Consider the following 19,174-nt stretch of genomic DNA (forward strand, 5'->3'; position numbering starts at 1 on the left):
CCTGCACGGCAGGGCGGGCGCCGCAACAAAGTAGTCTTGAGCCCATGCCCGAACGCCGTACCGTCGCCCTTGTCACTCTCGGATGCGCCCGTAACGAGGTGGACTCGGAGGAGCTTGCAGGCCGCTTGGCAGCGGACGGCTGGGAGCTCGTCGAGGACGCCTCCGACGCCGATGTCGCTGTCGTCAACACCTGTGGCTTCGTCGAAGCCGCCAAGAAGGACTCCGTCGACGCCCTGCTCGAAGCCAATGATCTGAAGGACCACGGCCGGACCCAGGCCGTGGTCGCCGTCGGCTGCATGGCCGAGCGCTACGGCAAGGACCTCGCCGAGGCCCTGCCGGAGGCGGACGGAGTCCTCGGATTCGACGACTACGCCGACATCTCCGACCGGCTCCAGACCATCCTCAACGGCGGTATCCACGCCTCGCACACCCCGCGCGACCGGCGCAAGCTCCTGCCGATCAGCCCCGCCGAACGGCAGGACGCCGCGGTGGCCCTGCCGGGCCACGCGCAGGAGGCCGCTCCCGCACCGGCCCCCGCGGACCTTCCGGACGGCGTCGCCCCGGTCTCCGGGCCGCGGGCGCCCCTGCGCCGCCGCCTGGGCACCAGCCCGGTCGCCTCGGTCAAGCTCGCCTCCGGCTGCGACCGCCGGTGCTCCTTCTGCGCCATCCCGTCCTTCCGCGGCTCCTTCATCTCACGGCGTCCCTCCGACGTCCTGGGGGAGACCCGCTGGCTGGCCGAGCAGGGCGTCAAGGAGGTCATGCTCGTCTCCGAGAACAACACCTCCTACGGCAAGGACCTCGGCGACATCCGGCTCCTGGAGACGCTGCTGCCGGAGCTCGCGGACGTCGAGGGGATCGAGCGGATCCGGGTCAGCTACCTCCAGCCCGCCGAGATGCGGCCGGGGCTGATCGACGTACTCACCTCGACCCCGAAGGTCGCCCCGTACTTCGACCTCTCCTTCCAGCACTCGGCCCCCGGTGTGCTCAGGGCGATGCGCCGGTTCGGTGACACGGACCGCTTCCTGGAGCTCCTGGACACCATCCGGGGCAAGGCCCCGCAGGCCGGTGCCCGGTCCAACTTCATCGTGGGCTTCCCCGGCGAGACCGAGGCCGACCTCGCGGAGCTGGAACGCTTCCTCACCGGAGCGCGGCTGGACGCCATCGGCGTCTTCGGTTACTCCGACGAGGAGGGCACCGAAGCGGTCGGCTACGAGAACAAGCTGGACGCGGACGTCATCGCCGAGCGGCTGGCGCACATCTCCCAGCTGGCCGAGGAGCTGACCTCGCAGCGGGCCGAGGAGCGGCTCGGTGAGACGCTCCAGGTGCTCGTGGAGTCCGTCGACTCCGAGGAGGACGGCCAGGTCGCGGTGGGCCGCGCCGCCCACCAGGCCCCCGAAACGGATGGACAGGTGGTCTTCACCACACGCGAGGGGCTCGTACCGGGCCGTATGGTCGAGGCAAAGGTAGTGGGCACCGAGGGAGTGGACCTGGTGGCCGAACACCATGAGCTCGCGGAGGTGGCCAGATGACCGGAGTCCCGGCATCGGCGGCAGGCGGCTCCGGCGCGAAGCCGGTCCGCGGCGGCAAGCTGGGTACTGCGGCCGTCAACCAGGCCAGCCTGTGGAACATCGCCAACATCCTCACGATGCTGCGGCTGCTCCTCGTCCCCGTCTTCGTCCTGCTGCTGCTGCACAACGGCGGCGACGACCCGGTCTGGCGTGCCTTCGCCTGGGCGGCGTTCGCCGTCGCCATGATCACGGACGTGTTCGACGGGCATCTCGCGCGTACGTACAACCTGGTCACGGACTTCGGGAAGATCGCCGACCCGATCGCCGACAAGGCGATCATGGGCGCGGCGCTGATCTGCCTCTCCTCGCTCGGTGATCTTCCGTGGTGGATCACCGGGGTGATCCTCGCGCGTGAGCTCGGGATCACGCTGATGCGGTTCTGGGTGATCAGGCATGCGGTGATTCCGGCCAGCCGCGGCGGGAAGATAAAGACGCTGGCGCAGGGCACCGCGGCCGGCATGTACGTTCTGGTGCTGACCGGTCCGCTGGCGACGATGCGCTTCTGGGTGATGATGGCCGCCGTCGTGCTGACGGTCGCCACCGGGCTGGACTACGTGCGCCAGGCCGTCGTCCTGCGCCGCAGGGGCCTCGCCACCGAGCGTGCGGCCGCCGGGCACGCCGGTGTGGCCGGCGGGTCTCATGTGGCCGGCGGTGCTGATATCGCGAGCGGTTCCGACGTCGTGGGTGCGACGGGGGATGCTCGTACCACCGCTGATGCCCGTGGTGCCGCGGAGGCCGAGCGGTGACAGCGGCGGCCCTGGTGCTGCGGAGGCTCGTGGAGCGCGGGGAGACGCTCGCCGTCGCCGAATCGCTGACCGGCGGGCTGGTCGCGGCCGAGCTGACCTCCGTCCCCGGTGCCTCGCAGTCCTTCCGGGGCTCGGTGACGGCGTACGCCACACCCCTGAAGCGGGACGTGCTCGGCGTCGACGGGACCCTTCTGGCGGAGCGCGGCGCGGTCGATCCCGAGGTCGCACGGGGGATGGCGGCCGGGGTGCGACGGGTCCTGGGCGCGGACTGGGGCATCGCGACCACCGGTGTCGCGGGCCCCGAACCGCAGGACGGGAAGCCTGTCGGAACGGTCCATGTCGCGGTTTCGGGACCCTGCGGCACCGAGAAAGTCGCCTCGCTGCGGTTGAACGGCGAACGGGCGGACATCCGTAGAGAGACTGTACGGAGCGTGCTCAAGCTGCTCGTGAGCGAACTCGGTGAAAATGTGAGGGCACAGGATACGGAACAGAACGGGGAGAATTGATGTTTGCAGCCCTGAGTGAACACGACATCGCTCCCCGCACGGCCGCAGCACAAGGCGGTACGGTAGGGCGTGAAGGATGCGGCTACGCGGTCCGAGGAGGGAGCCACCGATGATTCTGCTCCGTCGCCTGCTTGGTGACGTGCTGCGTCGGCAGCGCCAGCGCCAAGGCCGTACTCTGCGCGAAGTCTCCTCGTCCGCCCGGGTCTCGCTCGGTTATCTCTCCGAGGTGGAGCGGGGGCAGAAGGAGGCATCCTCCGAGCTGCTCTCCGCGATTTGCGACGCGCTTGACGTACGGATGTCCGAGCTCATGCGTGAAGTGAGCGACGAACTTTCCCTGGCTGAACTGGCCGAGTCGGCGGCAGCCAGCGATCCGGTACCTGTGCCGGTACGCCCAAGGCTCAATTCCGTCTCCGTGTCTTCGGTGGCAGCTGTGCCGACGGGACGGGTGACCATCAAGGCGCCCGCAGAAGCGGTCGCCGCTGCCTGATCGGCGCGGTTCGGTGTGATCGGGAGCCCCGGTCGATCCCTTGGAGGGGTTGTCCGGGGCTTTTGCGTGCGCGGGTGGCGCCGGGTCCTCGGCGCCGGTTCCTGGCCGCCCGGTCTTCGTCTGCCTGTCTCCCGCGCCCGGCCCGCTCTCTCCCGCGCCCGGCCCGCTTCCTTCCCCGTCCGGCCTGCTCCCTTCCCCGTCCGGCCTGCTCCCTTCCGTGTCCGGCCCGCTTCCTTCCGTGTCCGGACGCCCGTTCCAGGCGTCCGGACGCCTGTCCTCCGGCTGTTTGCTCTGGATGCAGCGGGGGCGGTGCCAGGGGAAACTGCCGGGAAGGGTCCCGATCACCGGGGCCGCGTCCGAACGGTGTGCCGGTATCGGGAGCGCGAGTGCCCGTAGCCCGTGCCGTGCGCGCCGGTACTGCACCGGTGCGCCCTCCCCTCGGGTGCGCGAGCCGGTCTAGCGTCGGCCGGAGGAGGCAGCCATGGTGCGGCGATGGGTGCCGGCGCTGGTCCTCGGTGGGCTGTGGTGGTGGGCGGTGCTACGGCTGGCGCTGGAACCGGAGCACGCCGGTGTGGTGGAGGGCGCGGTCGCGGCGGGCGGGTGGGGGCTGAGCCTGCTGCCCGTCCATGCGGCGGCGTCGGTACGGCCGCCGAGGGCGCTGACCGGAGCGGGGCGTACCGGGCGGCGGCCGGCTACCAGGGCATGGCGACGCCGCCGTTCGGGCGGAGAATCTGACCGGTCATGAAGGCCGACGCGTCCGATGCGAGGTGCAGCACCGTGTGCGCGACGTCCTCGGGCTCACCGACCCGTCCGAGCGGCGAGACCCGCACCATCATGGCCTCTGCCCGATGCTGCTGCTCCGCGTCGTGGCGGTCGGTCATCGGCGTGCGGATCCAGCCGGGGGCGACGGCATTCACGCGAATGGAGTGCGGGCCGAGTTCCGTGGCGAGGGTCTTCGTCAGCTGGACGACGGCGGCCTTCGCGGCGCTGTAGCAGAGCAGGCCCGGACTCGCGGCGTCCACCGCGCCCGATGCCATGGTGATCAGCGACCCGGGGGCGGAGCGGGCGATCATGCCGCGGGCCACCTCCTGGCAGGCGTACAGCACCCCCTTGAAGTTGACCGACAGGACCCGGTCGAGATCTTCGTCGGCCGTCTCCAGAACGCTGCTCGTATGCATGATTCCGGCGACGGCGACCAGGATGTCGAGGTCTCCGGCTTCGGCCACGGCTCGCTCGACCTGGCCACGGTCCGTCACATCGAGCGGGTGGGCGATGGCCGTACCGCCGGAACCGGCGATCAGCCCGCAGGTCTCCGACAGGCCCTTCTCGTCGCGGTCCGCGCAGTGGACCGTGGCCCCTGCCTCGGCGAGCAGGGCCGCACTGGCCCGGCCGATGCCGCCGGCGGCTCCGGTGACGAACGCGGACCGGCCGGTGAGGTCGTACGCGGAGAGGGGCATGACCGGACCGTACGACTGGATCTGACGGTACGTCAACTATGGTGTGGGGCCTGATTGGCAGCGCGGACACCAGTAGGTGGGGCGGCTGTCCTGCTCGGTGGCGCGGATCGGTGTGCCGCAGCGCAGACAGGGGCGCCGGGCGCGGCCGTAGACGTAGAGGCGGTCGGGGGACCGCGTACGGGCGGGGCCCGCGCCGGGGACGAGGCCGGTGGTGGTCCGCGTCGGGCGGTCACGGTTGGCTTCGAGGAGCCTTTTCGCGGTGGCCACCAGGCGGGCGAGGGTCGTGGGCGGAAGATCGCCCACGGCGAGCCAGGGGGTGGCTCGGGCCAGGAAGCAGAGCTCGCACTTGTAGACGTTGCCGATACCGGCCAGATTGCGCTGGTCCAGAAGCGCTTCGCCGAGGGGGCGGCCGGGGGTGGTGAGCAGGTTGCGCAGGGCGGTTCCGGGGTCCCAGTCGGGGCCCAGCAGATCCGGTCCGAGATGGCCCACGACCCTGTCCTCGTCCTGGGTACGGAGGAGTTCGAGCACGGGGAGCCGGTAGCCGACCGCGGTGTGCTCGGTGTTGGCCAGCACGGCGCGGATCTGATGGGTGGGGCCGCCGCGCCAGCGCTCGCCCGGGTCGTAGACGCGCCAGGCGCCGTCCATCCGCAGATGGCTGTGGAGGGTGAGGCCGTCGTCGAGGCGCGTGAGCAGATGCTTGCCGCGCGCGGTGACATCGGCCACGGTGCGGCCGGTGAGATCGGCGGTGGCGAACCTGGGTACGCGCAGGTCGGCATAGGTCAGGGCCCGGCCTGCGAGCGCTGCGTGCAGCCGCTCGGCGGTCCGCAGCACGGTGTCTCCTTCGGGCATGCCTCCATGATGCGCGGTGCGGATGGCGGGTGCCGGGAGATACGGAGGGTGCGGGGACGCCCTTCGACGGCTCAGGCGCGCAGACGCAGGCCTCTCGGGGTGGCGAGGAATCCGGCGGCTTCCAGCGTGCGGCCCAGCGGCGAGGTGAGGGAGGACGCCCCATTGGTGCGCTCCACCGTGACGGTGCCGAGCGCGCCCGCGCCGGCCGCCGCGGCCAGTGCCTGGGCCGCCGCTCTCAGCGCCGGGGACTCGGGGTCGGACGGCCAGGCCAGCAGCGTCTTCCCACCGCGCTCCATGTACAGCGTCAGCTCGCCGTCGACGAGGACGACCAGGGCCCCTGCCTTGCGGCCCGGTTTGTGACCGGCTCCGTCGGGGGACTCCGGCCAGGGCAGCGCGGCCCCGTACGCATTCGCCGGGTCGGCGGCCGCGAGGACCAGGGCATGGGGCGCGGCCCCGGGATCCGTACGGTCGCGGGCGGTGGACGCCGCACGCAGCCGGTCGACGGCGCCGTCCATCGCGAACTGGGCGGCCCCCAGGCCTTCGACGACATATCCCCGGCGTGCCTGGCCGTTGTCCTCGAAGGCGGCGAGGACGCGGTACGTCGCGGAGAAGCCGCCCTCGACGCCCTCCGCCTGCACCGCTCCTCGGGTCACCACGCCGTGGCGGTCGAGCAGCGTACGGGCCAGGGCGTGCGCGCGGTGGGTCGGTTCCGGTTCGGCCGGGGGCAGCAGGGACCAGCGGCCCGACACGGTGGGCGGGCCGGTGCGGGAGGCGGGGCGGGCCGCCGCGGTGAGCGATCCGTACCGGCCGCGCGGGACGCTGCGTCTGGCGCGGTGGGCGGTCGAGCCCGCTGTGCGCCCGGAGCCCAGGAGCGAGCGCAGCGGGGCGAGGGTGTCGTTGGTGAGACGGCCGGACCAGGCCAGGTCCCAGAGGGCGTCGGCCAGCTGCGGATCGGTGCAGTCCGGGTGAGTGGTGGCACGCACCTGGTCGGCGATCTGCCGGAAGAAGAGCCCGTATCCGCCGGAGAGGGTGGTGAGGACCGACTCGTGCAACGCGGACTGCTCCAGCGGGTGCGGGGGCGGCAGGAGCAGGGGTGCGCTGCCGGCCGGGTAGAGCGAGAGCCAGCCGTCCTTGCCGGGCAGGGAGCCCGCACCGGCCCAGACGATCTCCCCGGTCGTCGTCAGCTCGTCGAGCATGGCGGGGGTGTACCCCATGACCCGGCTCGGCAGGATCAGCTTCTCCAGTGCGGACGCGGGAACCGGGGCCCCCTGCAACTGCTCGACGGCACGGGCCAGTCCGTCGATCCCGCGCAGGCTGTTGCCGCCGACGTGCTGCCACTGCGGGAGGAAGGCCGCGAGCGCGGCGGGAGGAACGGGCTCCAGCTCATGGCGGAGAGCGGCGAGCGAGCGACGGCGCAACCGGCGCAGGACGGTCGCGTCGCACCACTCCTGTCCGATGCCCGCCGGATGGAACTCGCCCTGGACGGTCCGGCCCGACGCGGACAGCCGGTGGAGCGCTCCGTCGGTGACGGCGGTGCCGAGCCCGAAGCGGTCGGCAGCCCGGGTCGAGGTGAACGGACCGTGCGTACGGGCGAAGCGGGCGAGGAGATCGCCGAGCGGGTCCTTCACCGGTTCGGTGAACGCCTCCGGCACGCCGACGGGCAGGGCGGTGCCCAGGGCGTCGCGCAGCCGGCCCGCGTCCTCGATCGCCGCCCAGTGGTCGGCGCCGGCGATGCGGACCTGGATGGCCCGGCGGGCGGCCGCCAGTTCGGGTGCCCACTGCGGCTGCGCGCCCCGCTCGGCCAGCTCGGCGCCGGTGAGCGGACCGAGGACCCGGAGGAGGTCGGCGACGCCTTCGACGTCCTTGATCCTCCGGTCCTCGGTGAGCCACTGGAGCTCCTGTTCCAGCTCGGTCAGCACATCGGCGTCGAGCAGCTCGCGCAGCTCCGCCTGGCCGAGCAGTTCGGCCAGGAGATGGGAGTCGAGGGAGAGCGCGGCGGCCCGGCGCTCGGCGAGCGGGGAGTCGCCCTCGTACAGGAACTGGGCGACGTACCCGAAGAGGAGCGAGCGGGCGAACGGTGAGGGCTCCTGGGTGGTCACCTCGACCAGCCGGACGCGCCGCGCCTCCAGATCGCCCATCAGTTCCGTGAGCCCGGGAACGTCGAAGACATCCTGGAGGCATTCGCGGACCGCTTCGAGGACGATCGGGAACGAGCCGAACTCGGAGGCCACCTGGAGCAGTTGGGAGGCACGTTGGCGCTGCTGCCAGAGCGGGGTGCGCTTGCCGGGGCTGCGCCGGGGCAGCAGCAGCGCGCGGGCGGCGCACTCGCGGAACCGGGAGGCGAACAGCGCCGAGCCGCCCACCTGATCCGTGACGATCTGCTGGACCTCGCCCTTGTCGAACACGACGTCGGCCGCACCGATCGGGGGCTGATCGCTGTCGTACGCCACGTCCGGCGGGGCCGGAGCCGGTCCGGCTCCGGCGGACACGCCGTCCGGTCCCGGGGCCGGATCGAAGTCGAGCAGGTCGAGGCCCATCAGATCGGCGTCGGGCAGCCGCAGCACGATGCCGTCGTCGGCATGCATGACCTGGGCGTCCATTCCGTACCGCTCGCTCAGGCGGGCGGACATCGCCAGTGCCCAGGGGGCGTGCACCTGGGCGCCGAAGGGGGAGTGCACGACGACCCGCCAGTCCCCGAGCTCGTCCCGGAAGCGTTCGACCAGGATCGTGCGGTCGTCCGGGACATGGCCACAGGCGCGGCGCTGCTCGTCCACGTACGACAGGATGTTGTCCGCGGCCCAGGCGTCGAGACCGGCGGCGAGCAGCCGGAGCCGGGCGTCCTCCTGCGACAGCCCGCCGATCTCCCGGAGGAACGCGCCCAGCGCACGGCCGAGCTCCAGCGGACGTCCCAGCTGGTCGCCCTTCCAGAACGGCAGCCGCCCCGGAACACCCGGGGCGGGTGAGACGAGCACCCGGTCACGGGTGATGTCCTCGATCCGCCAGGAGGTGGTGCCCAGCGTGAAGACATCGCCGACCCGGGACTCGTACACCATCTCCTCGTCCAGCTCACCGACCCGGCCGCCCCCCTTCTTCGGGTCGGCCCCGGCGAGGAAGACGCCGAAGAGCCCGCGGTCGGGAATGGTGCCGCCGGAGGTGACCGCGAGCCGTTGGGCACCGGGGCGTCCGGTGACCGTTCCGGCGACCCGGTCCCACACCACCCGGGGCCGGAGCTCGGCGAAGGCGTCCGACGGATAGCGGCCGGCGAGCATGTCGAGCACGGCGGTGAAGGCGGATTCGGGGAGCGAGGCGAACGGGGCCGCCCTGCGGACGAGGGCCAGCAGGTCGTCCGCCTGCCAGCTGTCCAGCGCGACCATGGCGACCAGCTGCTGGGCGAGCACGTCCAGGGGGTTGGACGGGATGCGCAGCGCCTCGATGGCACCTCGGCGCATGCGCTCGGTGACGACGGCGGCCTGCACCAGATCGCCGCGGTACTTCGGGAAGACCACTCCGGTGGAGACCGCGCCCACCTGATGTCCGGCCCGGCCGACCCGCTGGAGCCCGGAGGCGACGGACGGAGGGGACTCGACCTGGATCACCAGATCGACCGCACCCATGTCGATGCCCAGCTCCAGGCTGGAGGTGGCGACGACCGCGGGCAGCCGGCCCGCCTTCAGGTCCTCCTCGACCTGGGCCCGCTGCTCCTTGGAGACCGAGCCGTGGTGCGCGCGGGCGAGCAGCGCCGGAGCGCCCTTCGCCGCGCCGGACTGGGCCATGATCTCCGCGGGGGAGTGGGCCTCCGGGAGGGCTTCCCCCGGGGCCGGGGCGGATCCGTTCCCGTCGAACACCGCGCCGGTCGTGCGCTCGTACGCGATCTCGTTGAGGCGGTTGCACAGGCGCTCCGCCAGCCGCCGGGAATTCGCGAAGACGATGGTCGAGCGGTGCGACTGGACGAGATCGGCGATGCGCTCCTCGACATGCGGCCAGATGGACGGCTTCTCCGCCTGGTCGGCACCGCCGTCGGTGGCGGGGGAGCCACCCAGCTCACCCAGATCCTCGACGGGGACGACCACCGACAGGTCGAACTCCTTGGCGGACGCCGGCTGGACGATCTCCACCTTCCGCTGCGGCGAGAGGAAGCGCGCCACCTCGTCGACCGGCCGGACCGTCGCGGACAGGCCGATCCGCCGCGCGGGCCTGGGCAGCAGCTCGTCCAGCCGCTCCAGCGATACGGCGAGATGGGCGCCCCGCTTCGTACCGGCGACGGCGTGCACCTCGTCGAGGATCACCGTCTCGACACCCGCGAGGGCGTCCCGGGCCGAGGAGGTGAGCATCAGGAACAGCGACTCGGGTGTGGTGATCAGGATGTCCGGAGGCCTGGTCACCATCGAGCGCCGCTCGGCCGGCGGGGTGTCCCCGGACCGGATCCCCACCCGGACCTCCGGCTCGGGGAGCCCGAGCCGCACCGACTCCTGCCGGATTCCGGTCAGCGGTGAGCGGAGATTACGCTCCACGTCGACGGCGAGGGCCTTGAGCGGCGATACGTACAGCACACGGCAGCGCTTCTTCGCCTCGGCGGGCGGCGGGACCGCGGCCAGCCGGTCCAGCGAGGCGAGGAACGCGGCGAGGGTCTTGCCGGAACCGGTCGGCGCGACGACCAGCACATCGCTGCCTTCGCCGATGGCGCGCCAGGCGCCCTCCTGCGCGGCTGTCGGCGCGCTGAAGGCCCCCGCGAACCAGCTGCGGGTCGCGGGTGAGAACGAATCGAGTGCGGAGCCGGCCATGTCCCCCATCGTGCACCCCGCCACTGACAACGGCCGGTGACGCGAGCGGCGGGGGCGCCCGGCCGGGCGTACGGGAGGGCGTGGGCCGGGGCGGGGAAGGGGGTCCAATTACGGGCGCGGCGATCCCGCCGGATCTGCGGGACATGGCCGGGACCTGCGAGAATTCGGCCATGGCGGGAGCGGACGGGGCGAAGGAGTGGGCGAGGTACTGGCAGTACGCGGAACTGCCCGACCTCGATCTGCTGCGCGCCCGGTACGTCCGCCACACCTTTCCCCGCCACAGCCATGAGGGCTATGTCTTCGGCACCATCACCCGCGGGGTCGAGGACGTCGGACTGCCCGGCGGAACCGTGCACGCGGGGCCCGGTATGGTCGTCATGATCAATCCGGAGGTGGCGCACACCGCCCGCGCCGGAGTGCCCGAGGGCTGGGTGTACGCGACGCTCTATCCGTCGGCCCAGGTGATCAACGACATCGCGGCCGATGTGACCAGCCTGCGCGGAACGGTCGGATTCGCCGAGACCAGCGCGACCGATCCACAGGCCGCCCGGCTGATCACCGAGATCCACCGCGCCGCGGAGGAGGGCAACGCGCTGGCCGCCGACAGCCTGCTGCGGGTCATGGTGGTGCGGCTGCTGAACCGGCACGGCAGTCCCCTGACCACCCCGGCGCCCCGCACCGCGGGAGCCAGGGACGCCGCCCGTGCGCGGGCCGTGCTGGAGGAGCGGATGGCGGGGCCGCCCACCCTGGAATCACTGGCCGCCGAGCTGGGAACCAGTCCGTTCGCGCTGCTGAGGGCCTTCAAGAAGCAGTACGGGATGCCGCCGCACACCTGGCTCACCGACGCGCGCGTACGCCGGGCGCGCCGCATGCTCGACAGCGGGACCGCCCCGGCCGACGCCGCGGCCGCCGTCGGCTTCACCGACCAGCCGCATCTCAACCGCCATTTCACCCGGATCGTGGGAGTGCCACCCGGCGCGTACCAGCGCGAACGCGCAAGAACGTACAAGACCGGCCCGGACCGCTCCCCGTAGCGTTCCGGGCGTGGCAGAACAGACAGCAACCTCTCGGAGCGCCGGGGCGGACGGCCTCATACCCGGTGGGCGGACCGGCTTCCCGGACACGGGGGCCGCGCCCGGGAAGCCGGACGCGGCCGTCGTACGGGACGCGCTCGGCGTCGGTATCGCCGTCGGGCTCTCCGGCTTCGCCTTCGGCGTCACCTCGGCGGGATCAGGACTCACGCTCCTCCAGACCTGCGCGCTCAGCCTCCTCGTCTTCACCGGGGCCTCCCAGTTCGCCCTGGTGGGCGCCCTCGCGGCGGGCGGAAACCCGTACACCGCGGCGGCCGGAGCGTTCTTCCTCGGCGTACGCAACGCCTTCTACGGCCTGCGCCTCTCGCAACTGCTCGCCCTGCCGCGCGCGCTCCGGCCCTTCGCCGCCCATTGGGTCATCGACGAGACCACCGCCGTCACGCTGCCCCAGCCCACCCGGCGGGCGGCGCGGATCGGCTTCACGGTCACCGGGCTCACCCTGTACGTGCTCTGGAACCTGACCACACTGGCGGGCGCGCTGGGTGCCGAGGCGCTCGGCGACACCGACGCCTGGGGCCTGGACGCGGCGAGCCCCGCGGTGTTCCTGGCGCTGCTCGCGCCGATGCTGAAGAGCACCACCGAACGCGTGACGGCGGCACTCGCGGTGCTGCTGGCCCTCGGCCTGCTGCCCGTACTGCCCGCGGGCGTGCCCGTCCTCCTGTCCGCGCTCGCCGCGCCCGTGGTCCTGTTCCTGATGGGGCGCGCCAGGAAGGCGGAGCCGGTCTCCGGTGCGGAGCAGACGGAGAGGACGGGGGAGCACCGATGAACATCTGGATCGCCATCGGACTCACCGCGGTCGGCTGCTATCTCGCGAAACTCCTGGGACTCCTGGTTCCCGCCGGAGCACTGGAACGCCCCCTCGTGCAGCGGCTGGCCGCACTCCTTCCCGTGGCGCTGCTCGCCGCCCTCACCGCGCAGCAGACCTTCGGGGACGGCCGGCAGCTGATGCTCGACGCCCGGAGCGCGGGCCTCGCCGCCGCGGCGCTGGCGCTGATGGTGCGCGCACCGTTCCTGGTGGTCGTCGGCGCCGCTGTCGCGGTCACGGCGGGCGTACGGGCACTGGGCTGATCAACTGAGGCGGCGGCCGTACGCCCGCAGGGTGTGCAGGGCCTTCAGCGTCACCAGGGGCCGTCCTTCCAGCTCCGTGCCGGGGGCCCACCGGCGCCAGTTCACCGGCCAGCCGCCGTCCTCCCGCTGCTCGGCCGCCAGGTGGTCGAGCGAGCGGTCCAGCTCCTCGTCGGTGAACCAGCGCCGGGCCAGCGAGCCGGGCGTACGGGCGTAGTCGTACGGGAAGTGGTGCTCACCCGGTGCGTAGCCGGGCGAGCCCGGATACTCCGCGCGCCGCTCCGGATCCAGCACCGCCAGCCGCTGCTCGCGCACCAGCCGTCCCAGGCGTCCCGCCGCCGCCTCGGCGCGGGGCCGGTCCGGGGCACCGTCCAGGAAGGCGACCGCTGCCTCGATCTCGTACGGATGCGACTGCTCCAGGGCATCGACGGCGGCCCAGCAGAAGTCCGTGGCCCGGAAGAGCCAGGCGTGCCACACCTGGTTGCGGTGCAGCAGCCCGACGACCGGACCGGTGGCCAGCAGCTCGGCGGGCGGGTTGTCGACGATCGGGATGAACGGGGCGGCGGGGTAGCCCCGCTGGGTGGGGAGGAGCGCGGGCAGAGCGCCCTCCTTGGTCGATACATCGGTCAGATACCGACAGATTCGCTCCACCCGCAGTCCGTTGCAGCGGCCGATCGAGTCGAGAACGCTCAGGGCGTGCGCGGTGGGCAGCGGCTGGCTCACCGGGCCCCGGAGGTCGGGTTCGAGGGCGTGGCCGTATCCGCCGTCCTCGTTCAGGTAGGCGGCGAGTGCGGTCTCGACGGCGTCCGGACTCCCGTCGAGGAAGTCGTGGGCGAACCGCCGTTGTTCGAGGACGCGGGCAGTGAGCCAGATGAACTGTTCGGCGCGGGCGAGTGGGGGGTTAGCTCCGGTTCCAGCCATGGACCGACCGTAGAGCGGAATGTGCTGCCGGCAGATGCGTAGCGGCCCGGCTGCACTCTCAGGAGCGCGATACTGGTGGCATGCGGTTGACGATTTTCTGGGAACGGATGGCGGACCACTTCGGTGAGGGGTACGCGGATTCGTTCGCGCACGACCATGTGATGGCCGAACTCGGCGGCCGTACGGTCCACCAGGCACTCGCCGCCGGATGGGATGCCAAGGACGTCTGGCGCAGGGTCTGCACCGCTGTGGACGTCCCCGCCGACAAGCGCTGACGGGGCGGGCGGCGGGCTGTCACCGGCGTAGGCGAGACTTGTTCCGTGGCACCGACAGACGAGACCGCCCAGACCCAGCCGTCCACCTCCCCGCCCGTCCCGCCGGCCGCGCCACCCGCGCCGCCGAACGGCAACGGTCCGGTCCGCATGCCCGGCTGGCTGCCGCGGGCGATGGTGCTGGCCCTGGCGCTCTACGCCTGTTTCCGGCTCGGCAGCTGGGCGTTCGACCAGCTCATCGGGCTGTTGATCAATGTGCTCATCGCGTTCTTCCTCGCGCTCGCCATCGAGCCCGCGGTCAGCCGGATGGCATCCCGCGGTATGCGCCGGGGCCTCGCCACGTTCCTCGTGTTCCTCGGTGTGCTGATCGCCGGGGTCGGCTTCGTCGTGCTGCTCGGCTCGATGCTCGCGGGCCAGATCGTCGACATGGTCGACGAGTTCCCCAAGTACCTCGACTCGGTGATCAGCTGGGTCAACCAGACGTTCAACACCGATCTGTCCCGGGTCGAGGTCCAGGACAGCCTGCTGCACTCCGACTGGCTGCAGAAGTACGTCCAGAACAGCGCGACCGGTGTGCTCGATGTCTCCACCACGGTGCTCGGCGGCCTGTTCCGACTGCTGACGATCTTCCTGTTCTCCTTCTACTTCGCGGCCGACGGCCCCCGGCTGCGGCGCGGGCTGTGCTCCGTGCTGCCGCCGGCCCGGCAGGCCGAGGTGCTGCGGGCCTGGGAGATCGCGGTCGACAAGACCGGCGGCTATCTCTACTCGCGCGGCCTGATGGCGCTGATCTCCGGCATCGCGCACTACATCCTGCTGGTGATCCTCGGAGTGCCCTACGCCCCGGCGCTCGCCGTCTGGGTCGGTCTGGTCTCGCAGTTCATCCCCACCATCGGCACGTATCTGGCGGGGGCCCTGCCGATGCTGATCGCCTTCACCGTCGACCCCTGGTACGCGCTGTGGGTGCTCGGCTTCGTCGTGGTCTACCAGCAGTTCGAGAACTATGTGCTCCAGCCCAAGCTCACCTCGAAGACCGTCGACATCCATCCCGCGGTCGCCTTCGGTTCGGTGATCGCGGGCACGGCGCTCATGGGCGCCGTCGGCGCACTGATCGCGATTCCGGCGGTTGCCACGCTCCAGGCGTTCCTCGGCGCCTATGTGAAGCGGTACGACGTGACGGACGACCCGAGGGTGCACGGTGGCAGCCGTCGGCAGCGTAGTGAGCCGGTGCTCTCACGGATGCGCCGCGCGATGTCCACTCCCGCAAACGGGGAACCGGACGGGCGGGGCGGACCGGGGGCCTCGGGGGAACCGGACGGGCGGGGCGGCGCGGACGGGCCGTCCGGATCGGACGGGTCGGACGGATCGGACGGATCTGACGGATCAGGGGGTGCGGGCGGGCGTCAGCGGTAGCCGGTGACGTCGGCCGGCAGTCCCGGGTCCTGGACCTCGGTCATGTACCGCCAGGCGTCGGGCCGGCTGCCGTCCAGGTCGGTGAAGCCGTAGACCCGCGCCAGCTGCCCGCTGGACAGCGACTTCCCGTTCCAGCGTGCCACCTCGGGGTCCTGGGCGAGTGCGGCCACGGCCCGGCCGACGAACGCCGGGGTCTCGGAGATCGCGAAGTGGGGCGAGTGCGCGACCGCGTCACGCCAGGTCGCTTCGGTGACCCCGTGGGCCTGGAGCATGGCCTCGGACCTGAGCCAGCCGGGCGTGAGCGACACCGCGGTAGCGCGATGGGGCGCCAGTTCGTGCGCGAGGGCGAAGGCCATCCGGTTCACCGCGGCCTTCGCCAGGTCGTAGAAGAACGAAACCCGGTAGTGGGCGGCGTTGTACTCGTCCGTCCCGTCGGTCACCTCGACGACCAGGCCGCCCGGTGTCTCGATGAGCAGCGGGAGCGCGAAGTGGCTGGTGATGGCATGCGTGTCGACGGCCAGCCGCAAGGTGTGCAGTCCGGTGTCCAGGGACGATTCCCACACCGACCTGTTCCATTCGATCTCGGCGCCCCAGATGTCGTTCACCAGAAGGTGCAGGGCTCCCTGCTCGCTGGAGATGCGGGCCACCAGTGCCCTCACCTGGTCGGGAACCAGGTGATCCACCTGTACGGCGATGCCGCGGCCGCCCGCCGCGTCGACGAGAGCCGCTGTTTCCTCGATCGTCTCGGGCCGGTCCATCTCGGAACGCTCGGACCCGCTGGTGCGGCCGGTGACGTACACGGTCGCTCCGGCGGCACCCAGCTGTACGGCGATTCCCCGGCCCGCGCCGCGGGTGGCGCCCGCGACGAGCGCGACCTTCCCCGCGAGGCCGTGGTCCGGACGGCCGGAGTCCCTGTGACGGGAACCTGAAGAATTCGAGCGAGATGTCCGCATATGGCGGGAATCTAGCATGGGTCTCAGGGGATTTCATTGACTAGATCGTCGCTGGCTGCTATAAGGCGCTACTCTCGGCTGTGCGGGCCCGGCGTGGTGCGCTTGACACTGAAATCGAACATCCATTCTCATGGGATTCCGGCCGGGTTTTCCCGGGCCCGACCGTGGAGTTGTCCACAGGCCGGGAGGACGTCGAGGCCCATTGTCAGTGGCAGGGGTTAGCGTCTTTGACGTGAAGCGATCGACTCAAGCAAATCGGGTGGAACCCATGGCAGGAACCGACCGCGAGAAGGCGTTGGACGCCGCACTCGCACAGATTGAACGGCAATTCGGCAAGGGCGCGGTGATGCGCCTCGGTGAGCGGCCGAACGAGCCCATCGAGGTGATCCCCACCGGGTCGACCGCACTCGACGTCGCACTCGGCGTCGGCGGCCTGCCGCGCGGCCGTGTGGTGGAGGTGTACGGGCCGGAGTCCTCCGGCAAGACGACGCTGACGCTGCACGCCGTGGCGAACGCGCAGAAGGCCGGCGGCACGGTGGCGTTCGTCGACGCCGAGCACGCCCTCGACCCCGAGTACGCGAAGAAGCTCGGTGTCGACATCGACAACCTCATCCTGTCCCAGCCGGACAACGGTGAGCAGGCACTGGAAATCGTGGACATGCTGATCCGCTCCGGTGCCCTCGACCTGATCGTCATCGACTCCGTCGCGGCCCTGGTGCCCCGTGCGGAGATCGAGGGCGAGATGGGCGACTCGCACGTGGGTCTGCAGGCCCGTCTGATGAGCCAGGCCCTCCGCAAGATCACCAGCGCGCTCAACCAGTCCAAGACCACCGCGATCTTCATCAACCAGCTCCGCGAGAAGATCGGTGTGATGTTCGGCTCCCCGGAGACCACGACCGGTGGCCGGGCCCTGAAGTTCTACGCCTCGGTGCGCCTCGACATCCGCCGGATCGAGACGCTGAAGGACGGCACCGACGCCGTCGGCAACCGCACCCGTGTCAAGGTCGTCAAGAACAAGGTCGCGCCGCCCTTCAAGCAGGCCGAGTTCGACATCCTCTACGGCCAGGGAATCAGCCGCGAGGGCGGTCTGATCGACATGGGCGTGGAGCACGGCTTCGTCCGCAAGGCGGGCGCCTGGTACACGTACGAGGGCGACCAGCTCGGCCAGGGCAAGGAGAACTCCCGGAACTTCCTCAAGGACAACCCCGATCTCGCCAACGAGATCGAGAAGAAGATCCTGGACAAGCTGGGAGTCGGCGTGCGGCCGGACGCGACGGCATCCGAGCCGGCCGCGGACGCCGCGGGAGCCGCCGCGTCCGACGCCGCGGCGAAGCCGGCGCCCGCTTCGGCCACCAAGGCCAAGTCGGCCAAGGCGGCGGCGGCCAAGAGCTAGACCGTGACGCGTCGTACGGAGTGGCCGGGCAGCGCCGCAGACCCTGGCGCGGGCCCCGGTCCGGAGTTCGCCGGAGGGCCCGCCGACGGGGCCGCGTCCGAGCCGGGCGACGGCTCTGCCGGACGGTCCCGTTCCCGGTCCCGCCGCGGAGCGGGAGCGGGGTTCGGCGAGGGAGCGGGGCGCCGCGCCCGCTCCGACACCAAGAGCAGCGGTTCCCCCTCCTCGTCGAGGGCCGAGAAGGGGGAGCCGCGAGACCCGGTCGAGCAGGCCCGCAACATCTGTCTGCGGCTGCTCACCGGGACGCCGCGCACGCGTAAGCAGCTCGCGGACGCGCTGCGCAAGCGGGAGATCCCGGACGAGGCCGCGGAGGAGGTGCTGTCGCGCTTCGAGGATGTCGGGCTGATCGATGACGCGGCGTTCGCCGGGGCCTGGGTGGAGTCCCGGCACCGCGGCCGGGGACTCGCGCGCCGCGCCCTCGTCCGCGAACTGCGCACCAAGGGCGTGGACTCCGCCCTCATCGACGAAGCGGTCGGCCGGCTCGAACCGGAGCAGGAGGAGGAGACGGCCCGTGAACTCGTGGCGCGCAAGCTCCGCTCCACGCGGGGCCTGGACCGTGACAAGCGTCTGCGCCGCCTGGCCGGGATGCTCGCGCGCAAGGGTTACGGGGAGGGCATGGCCCTGCGCGTGGTGCGGCAGGCGCTGGAGGAAGAGGGCGAGGACACGGAAGGCCTGGACGAGCCCTTCTGAACCGGGCGCCGGGGACCCGCCTCGCGGGGGGACCGGTCAGTGTCCGGCGACGGATGCCCGATGGATCGTCGCGTCGATCAGTGCCAGGGCGTCGGTGGCGGTGCGGCCGGGGTGCCGGTTCCAGGGGCCGATCAACCCGGGCCAGCCCTGGGAGCGGAGCTCGGTGATCAGCCAGGCGCCGGCCCGGTTCACGGTGTCGAGAGAGCCGTAGCCGAGCCGGTGCGCGGTGAGCAGGGCACCGCAGATGCAGCGGGCGCCCCTGACGTTGCGCAGCCGGTACGGGGTGTTCTGCCAGCCCCACTCGGTCAGCACCTGCCGTGCGTAGCCGAGCTGGGTGGAGGGGCGCAGGTCAGGCTGCCCGACGCGCCGCCAGGCGTGGAGACGGTCGGGCAGGACCGCGCCGAACCGTCCGGGGAGGGGGCGTTCGTCCGGCGGGGCGGCGGGCAGCGTACGCATCGAGTCGTCGATGAGCTGCCCGACGGGTACGGACAGCAGGTTTCTCCAGTCGGATCTGTCCCGCGACACGGCTCCGTGCGGTGAACGGCCCGCCTCCGCCGAGGCCTTCGCCGAGTCGTCCGCTGAGTCCTCCGCCGAGCCCCTCGCCGGTTCCTCAGGTGACCGGCCGGCCTGAGGAGACACGGGTGCGGGGGCAGGGGCGGTGTACTCCCAGCCCGTGACGATCTGCTGCCACACCTCCGTGTCATGGAGGAGGGAAGCCTGGCGGTCGAGCTGATCGGGGGTGGGAGCCGTGGTTTCCATCAGTGCGCATCTCCGTACATTTCGGTCCTCGGGTATGAGGCGAATGTCGGTCGCGCGCGGCGATTGCTCCACTGGAGTGTGGCGTTCGGGTGTGCTGACAGCGTCCGGGGCGGCCCCGGAGACGTACGGGGAACGCGTCGGACGGGGGGCTAACCCCCGTATCAAGAAG

General features: G+C 71.7%; 18 protein-coding genes. 12 read left to right on the top strand and 6 right to left on the bottom strand.

Annotated elements, in window-relative coordinates:
* Positions 1-44 precede the first annotated feature (44 nt).
* From rimO to OHA98_RS10385, 5 genes are all read left to right on the top strand, one after another.
* Positions 45-1,529: a 30S ribosomal protein S12 methylthiotransferase RimO gene (gene rimO / locus OHA98_RS10365; protein WP_266924504.1), complete on the top strand. Its 1,485-nt coding sequence runs from the start codon at positions 45-47 to the stop codon at positions 1,527-1,529.
* Complete coding sequence (gene pgsA, locus OHA98_RS10370) at positions 1,526-2,314, top strand: CDP-diacylglycerol--glycerol-3-phosphate 3-phosphatidyltransferase (RefSeq protein WP_266924506.1); 789 nt, start codon at positions 1,526-1,528, stop codon at positions 2,312-2,314. Before rimO ends, pgsA begins: the two co-directional genes overlap by 4 nt.
* Complete coding sequence (locus OHA98_RS10375) at positions 2,311-2,820, top strand: CinA family protein (protein ID WP_266924508.1); 510 nt, start codon at positions 2,311-2,313, stop codon at positions 2,818-2,820. The genes pgsA and OHA98_RS10375 overlap by 4 nt, the downstream gene beginning before the upstream one ends.
* Positions 2,821-2,929: 109 nt before the next feature.
* Positions 2,930-3,307 carry a helix-turn-helix domain-containing protein gene (locus OHA98_RS10380; RefSeq protein WP_266924510.1) on the top strand — a complete coding sequence of 126 codons (378 nt, stop codon included), beginning with the start codon at positions 2,930-2,932 and terminating at the stop codon, positions 3,305-3,307.
* A 481-nt stretch (positions 3,308-3,788) separates the two neighbouring features.
* A complete protein-coding gene (locus tag OHA98_RS10385) occupies positions 3,789-4,052 on the top strand; it encodes a hypothetical protein (RefSeq protein WP_266924512.1) in 264 nt (87 codons plus the stop codon).
* Here the strand turns inward: OHA98_RS10385 and OHA98_RS10390 are convergent.
* The 3 genes from OHA98_RS10390 to OHA98_RS10400 all read right to left on the bottom strand — a co-directional run bounded on the left by OHA98_RS10390 (position 4,000) and on the right by OHA98_RS10400 (position 10,394).
* Positions 4,000-4,764 (bottom strand): SDR family NAD(P)-dependent oxidoreductase, encoded by a 765-nt coding sequence (locus tag OHA98_RS10390; protein ID WP_266924514.1) that lies wholly within the window; start codon positions 4,762-4,764, stop codon positions 4,000-4,002. The two genes, OHA98_RS10385 and OHA98_RS10390, sit on opposite strands and share 53 nt — an antisense overlap.
* A gap of 36 nt (positions 4,765-4,800) precedes the next feature.
* Positions 4,801-5,613, bottom strand: a complete 813-nt coding sequence (locus OHA98_RS10395) for an Fpg/Nei family DNA glycosylase (protein WP_266924516.1) — start codon at positions 5,611-5,613, stop codon at positions 4,801-4,803.
* A gap of 71 nt (positions 5,614-5,684) precedes the next feature.
* Positions 5,685-10,394, bottom strand: a complete 4,710-nt coding sequence (locus OHA98_RS10400; protein ID WP_266924518.1) for a DEAD/DEAH box helicase — start codon at positions 10,392-10,394, stop codon at positions 5,685-5,687.
* 170 nt (positions 10,395-10,564) lie between these two features.
* Here OHA98_RS10400 and OHA98_RS10405 point away from each other — a divergent pair, with 170 nt between their 5' ends.
* The 3 genes from OHA98_RS10405 to OHA98_RS10415 are packed head-to-tail and all read left to right on the top strand — an operon-like array spanning position 10,565 to position 12,553.
* Positions 10,565-11,428, top strand: coding sequence for an AraC family transcriptional regulator (locus OHA98_RS10405; protein ID WP_266924520.1), 864 nt, complete (start codon positions 10,565-10,567; stop codon positions 11,426-11,428).
* 58 nt (positions 11,429-11,486) lie between these two features.
* Positions 11,487-12,251, top strand: coding sequence for an AzlC family ABC transporter permease (locus OHA98_RS10410; protein ID WP_266927842.1), 765 nt, complete (start codon positions 11,487-11,489; stop codon positions 12,249-12,251).
* The gene (locus tag OHA98_RS10415) at positions 12,248-12,553 is read left to right on the top strand and encodes an AzlD domain-containing protein (RefSeq protein WP_266924522.1); all 306 of its coding nucleotides are present in this window, start codon (positions 12,248-12,250) and stop codon (positions 12,551-12,553) included. Before OHA98_RS10410 ends, OHA98_RS10415 begins: the two co-directional genes overlap by 4 nt.
* On the opposite strand, the gene OHA98_RS10420 is transcribed toward OHA98_RS10415, so the two are convergent.
* Positions 12,554-13,471, bottom strand: a complete 918-nt coding sequence (locus OHA98_RS10420; RefSeq protein ID WP_266924524.1) for a hypothetical protein — start codon at positions 13,469-13,471, stop codon at positions 12,554-12,556.
* 80 nt (positions 13,472-13,551) lie between these two features.
* Here OHA98_RS10420 and OHA98_RS10425 point away from each other — a divergent pair, with 80 nt between their 5' ends.
* Positions 13,552-13,746, top strand: a complete 195-nt coding sequence (locus OHA98_RS10425; RefSeq protein WP_266924526.1) for a DUF3046 domain-containing protein — start codon at positions 13,552-13,554, stop codon at positions 13,744-13,746.
* A gap of 147 nt (positions 13,747-13,893) precedes the next feature.
* On the top strand, positions 13,894-15,153 hold the full coding sequence (locus OHA98_RS10430; RefSeq protein WP_266927844.1) for an AI-2E family transporter: 1,260 nt from the start codon (positions 13,894-13,896) through the stop codon (positions 15,151-15,153).
* Here OHA98_RS10430 and OHA98_RS10435 read toward each other — a convergent pair.
* Positions 15,144-16,106, bottom strand: coding sequence for an SDR family oxidoreductase (locus OHA98_RS10435; protein ID WP_266924529.1), 963 nt, complete (start codon positions 16,104-16,106; stop codon positions 15,144-15,146). The two genes, OHA98_RS10430 and OHA98_RS10435, sit on opposite strands and share 10 nt — an antisense overlap.
* A 268-nt stretch (positions 16,107-16,374) precedes the next feature.
* On the opposite strand from OHA98_RS10435, the gene recA reads away from it, so the two are divergent.
* Together recA and recX are read left to right on the top strand one after the other, a co-directional pair.
* Positions 16,375-17,499 carry a recombinase RecA gene (gene recA, locus OHA98_RS10440; RefSeq protein WP_266924531.1) on the top strand — a complete coding sequence of 375 codons (1,125 nt, stop codon included), beginning with the start codon at positions 16,375-16,377 and terminating at the stop codon, positions 17,497-17,499.
* Positions 17,500-17,502: 3 nt separating this feature from the next.
* A complete protein-coding gene (gene recX / locus OHA98_RS10445) occupies positions 17,503-18,246 on the top strand; it encodes a recombination regulator RecX (RefSeq protein WP_266924533.1) in 744 nt (247 codons plus the stop codon).
* A gap of 36 nt (positions 18,247-18,282) precedes the next feature.
* On the opposite strand, the gene OHA98_RS10450 is transcribed toward recX, so the two are convergent.
* A complete protein-coding gene (locus OHA98_RS10450; protein ID WP_266924535.1) occupies positions 18,283-19,005 on the bottom strand; it encodes a hypothetical protein in 723 nt (240 codons plus the stop codon).
* Positions 19,006-19,174: the final 169 nt, after the last annotated feature.

The organism is Streptomyces sp. NBC_00654 (assembly GCF_026341775.1).
Taxonomy (GTDB): Bacteria; Actinomycetota; Actinomycetes; order Streptomycetales; family Streptomycetaceae; genus Streptomyces.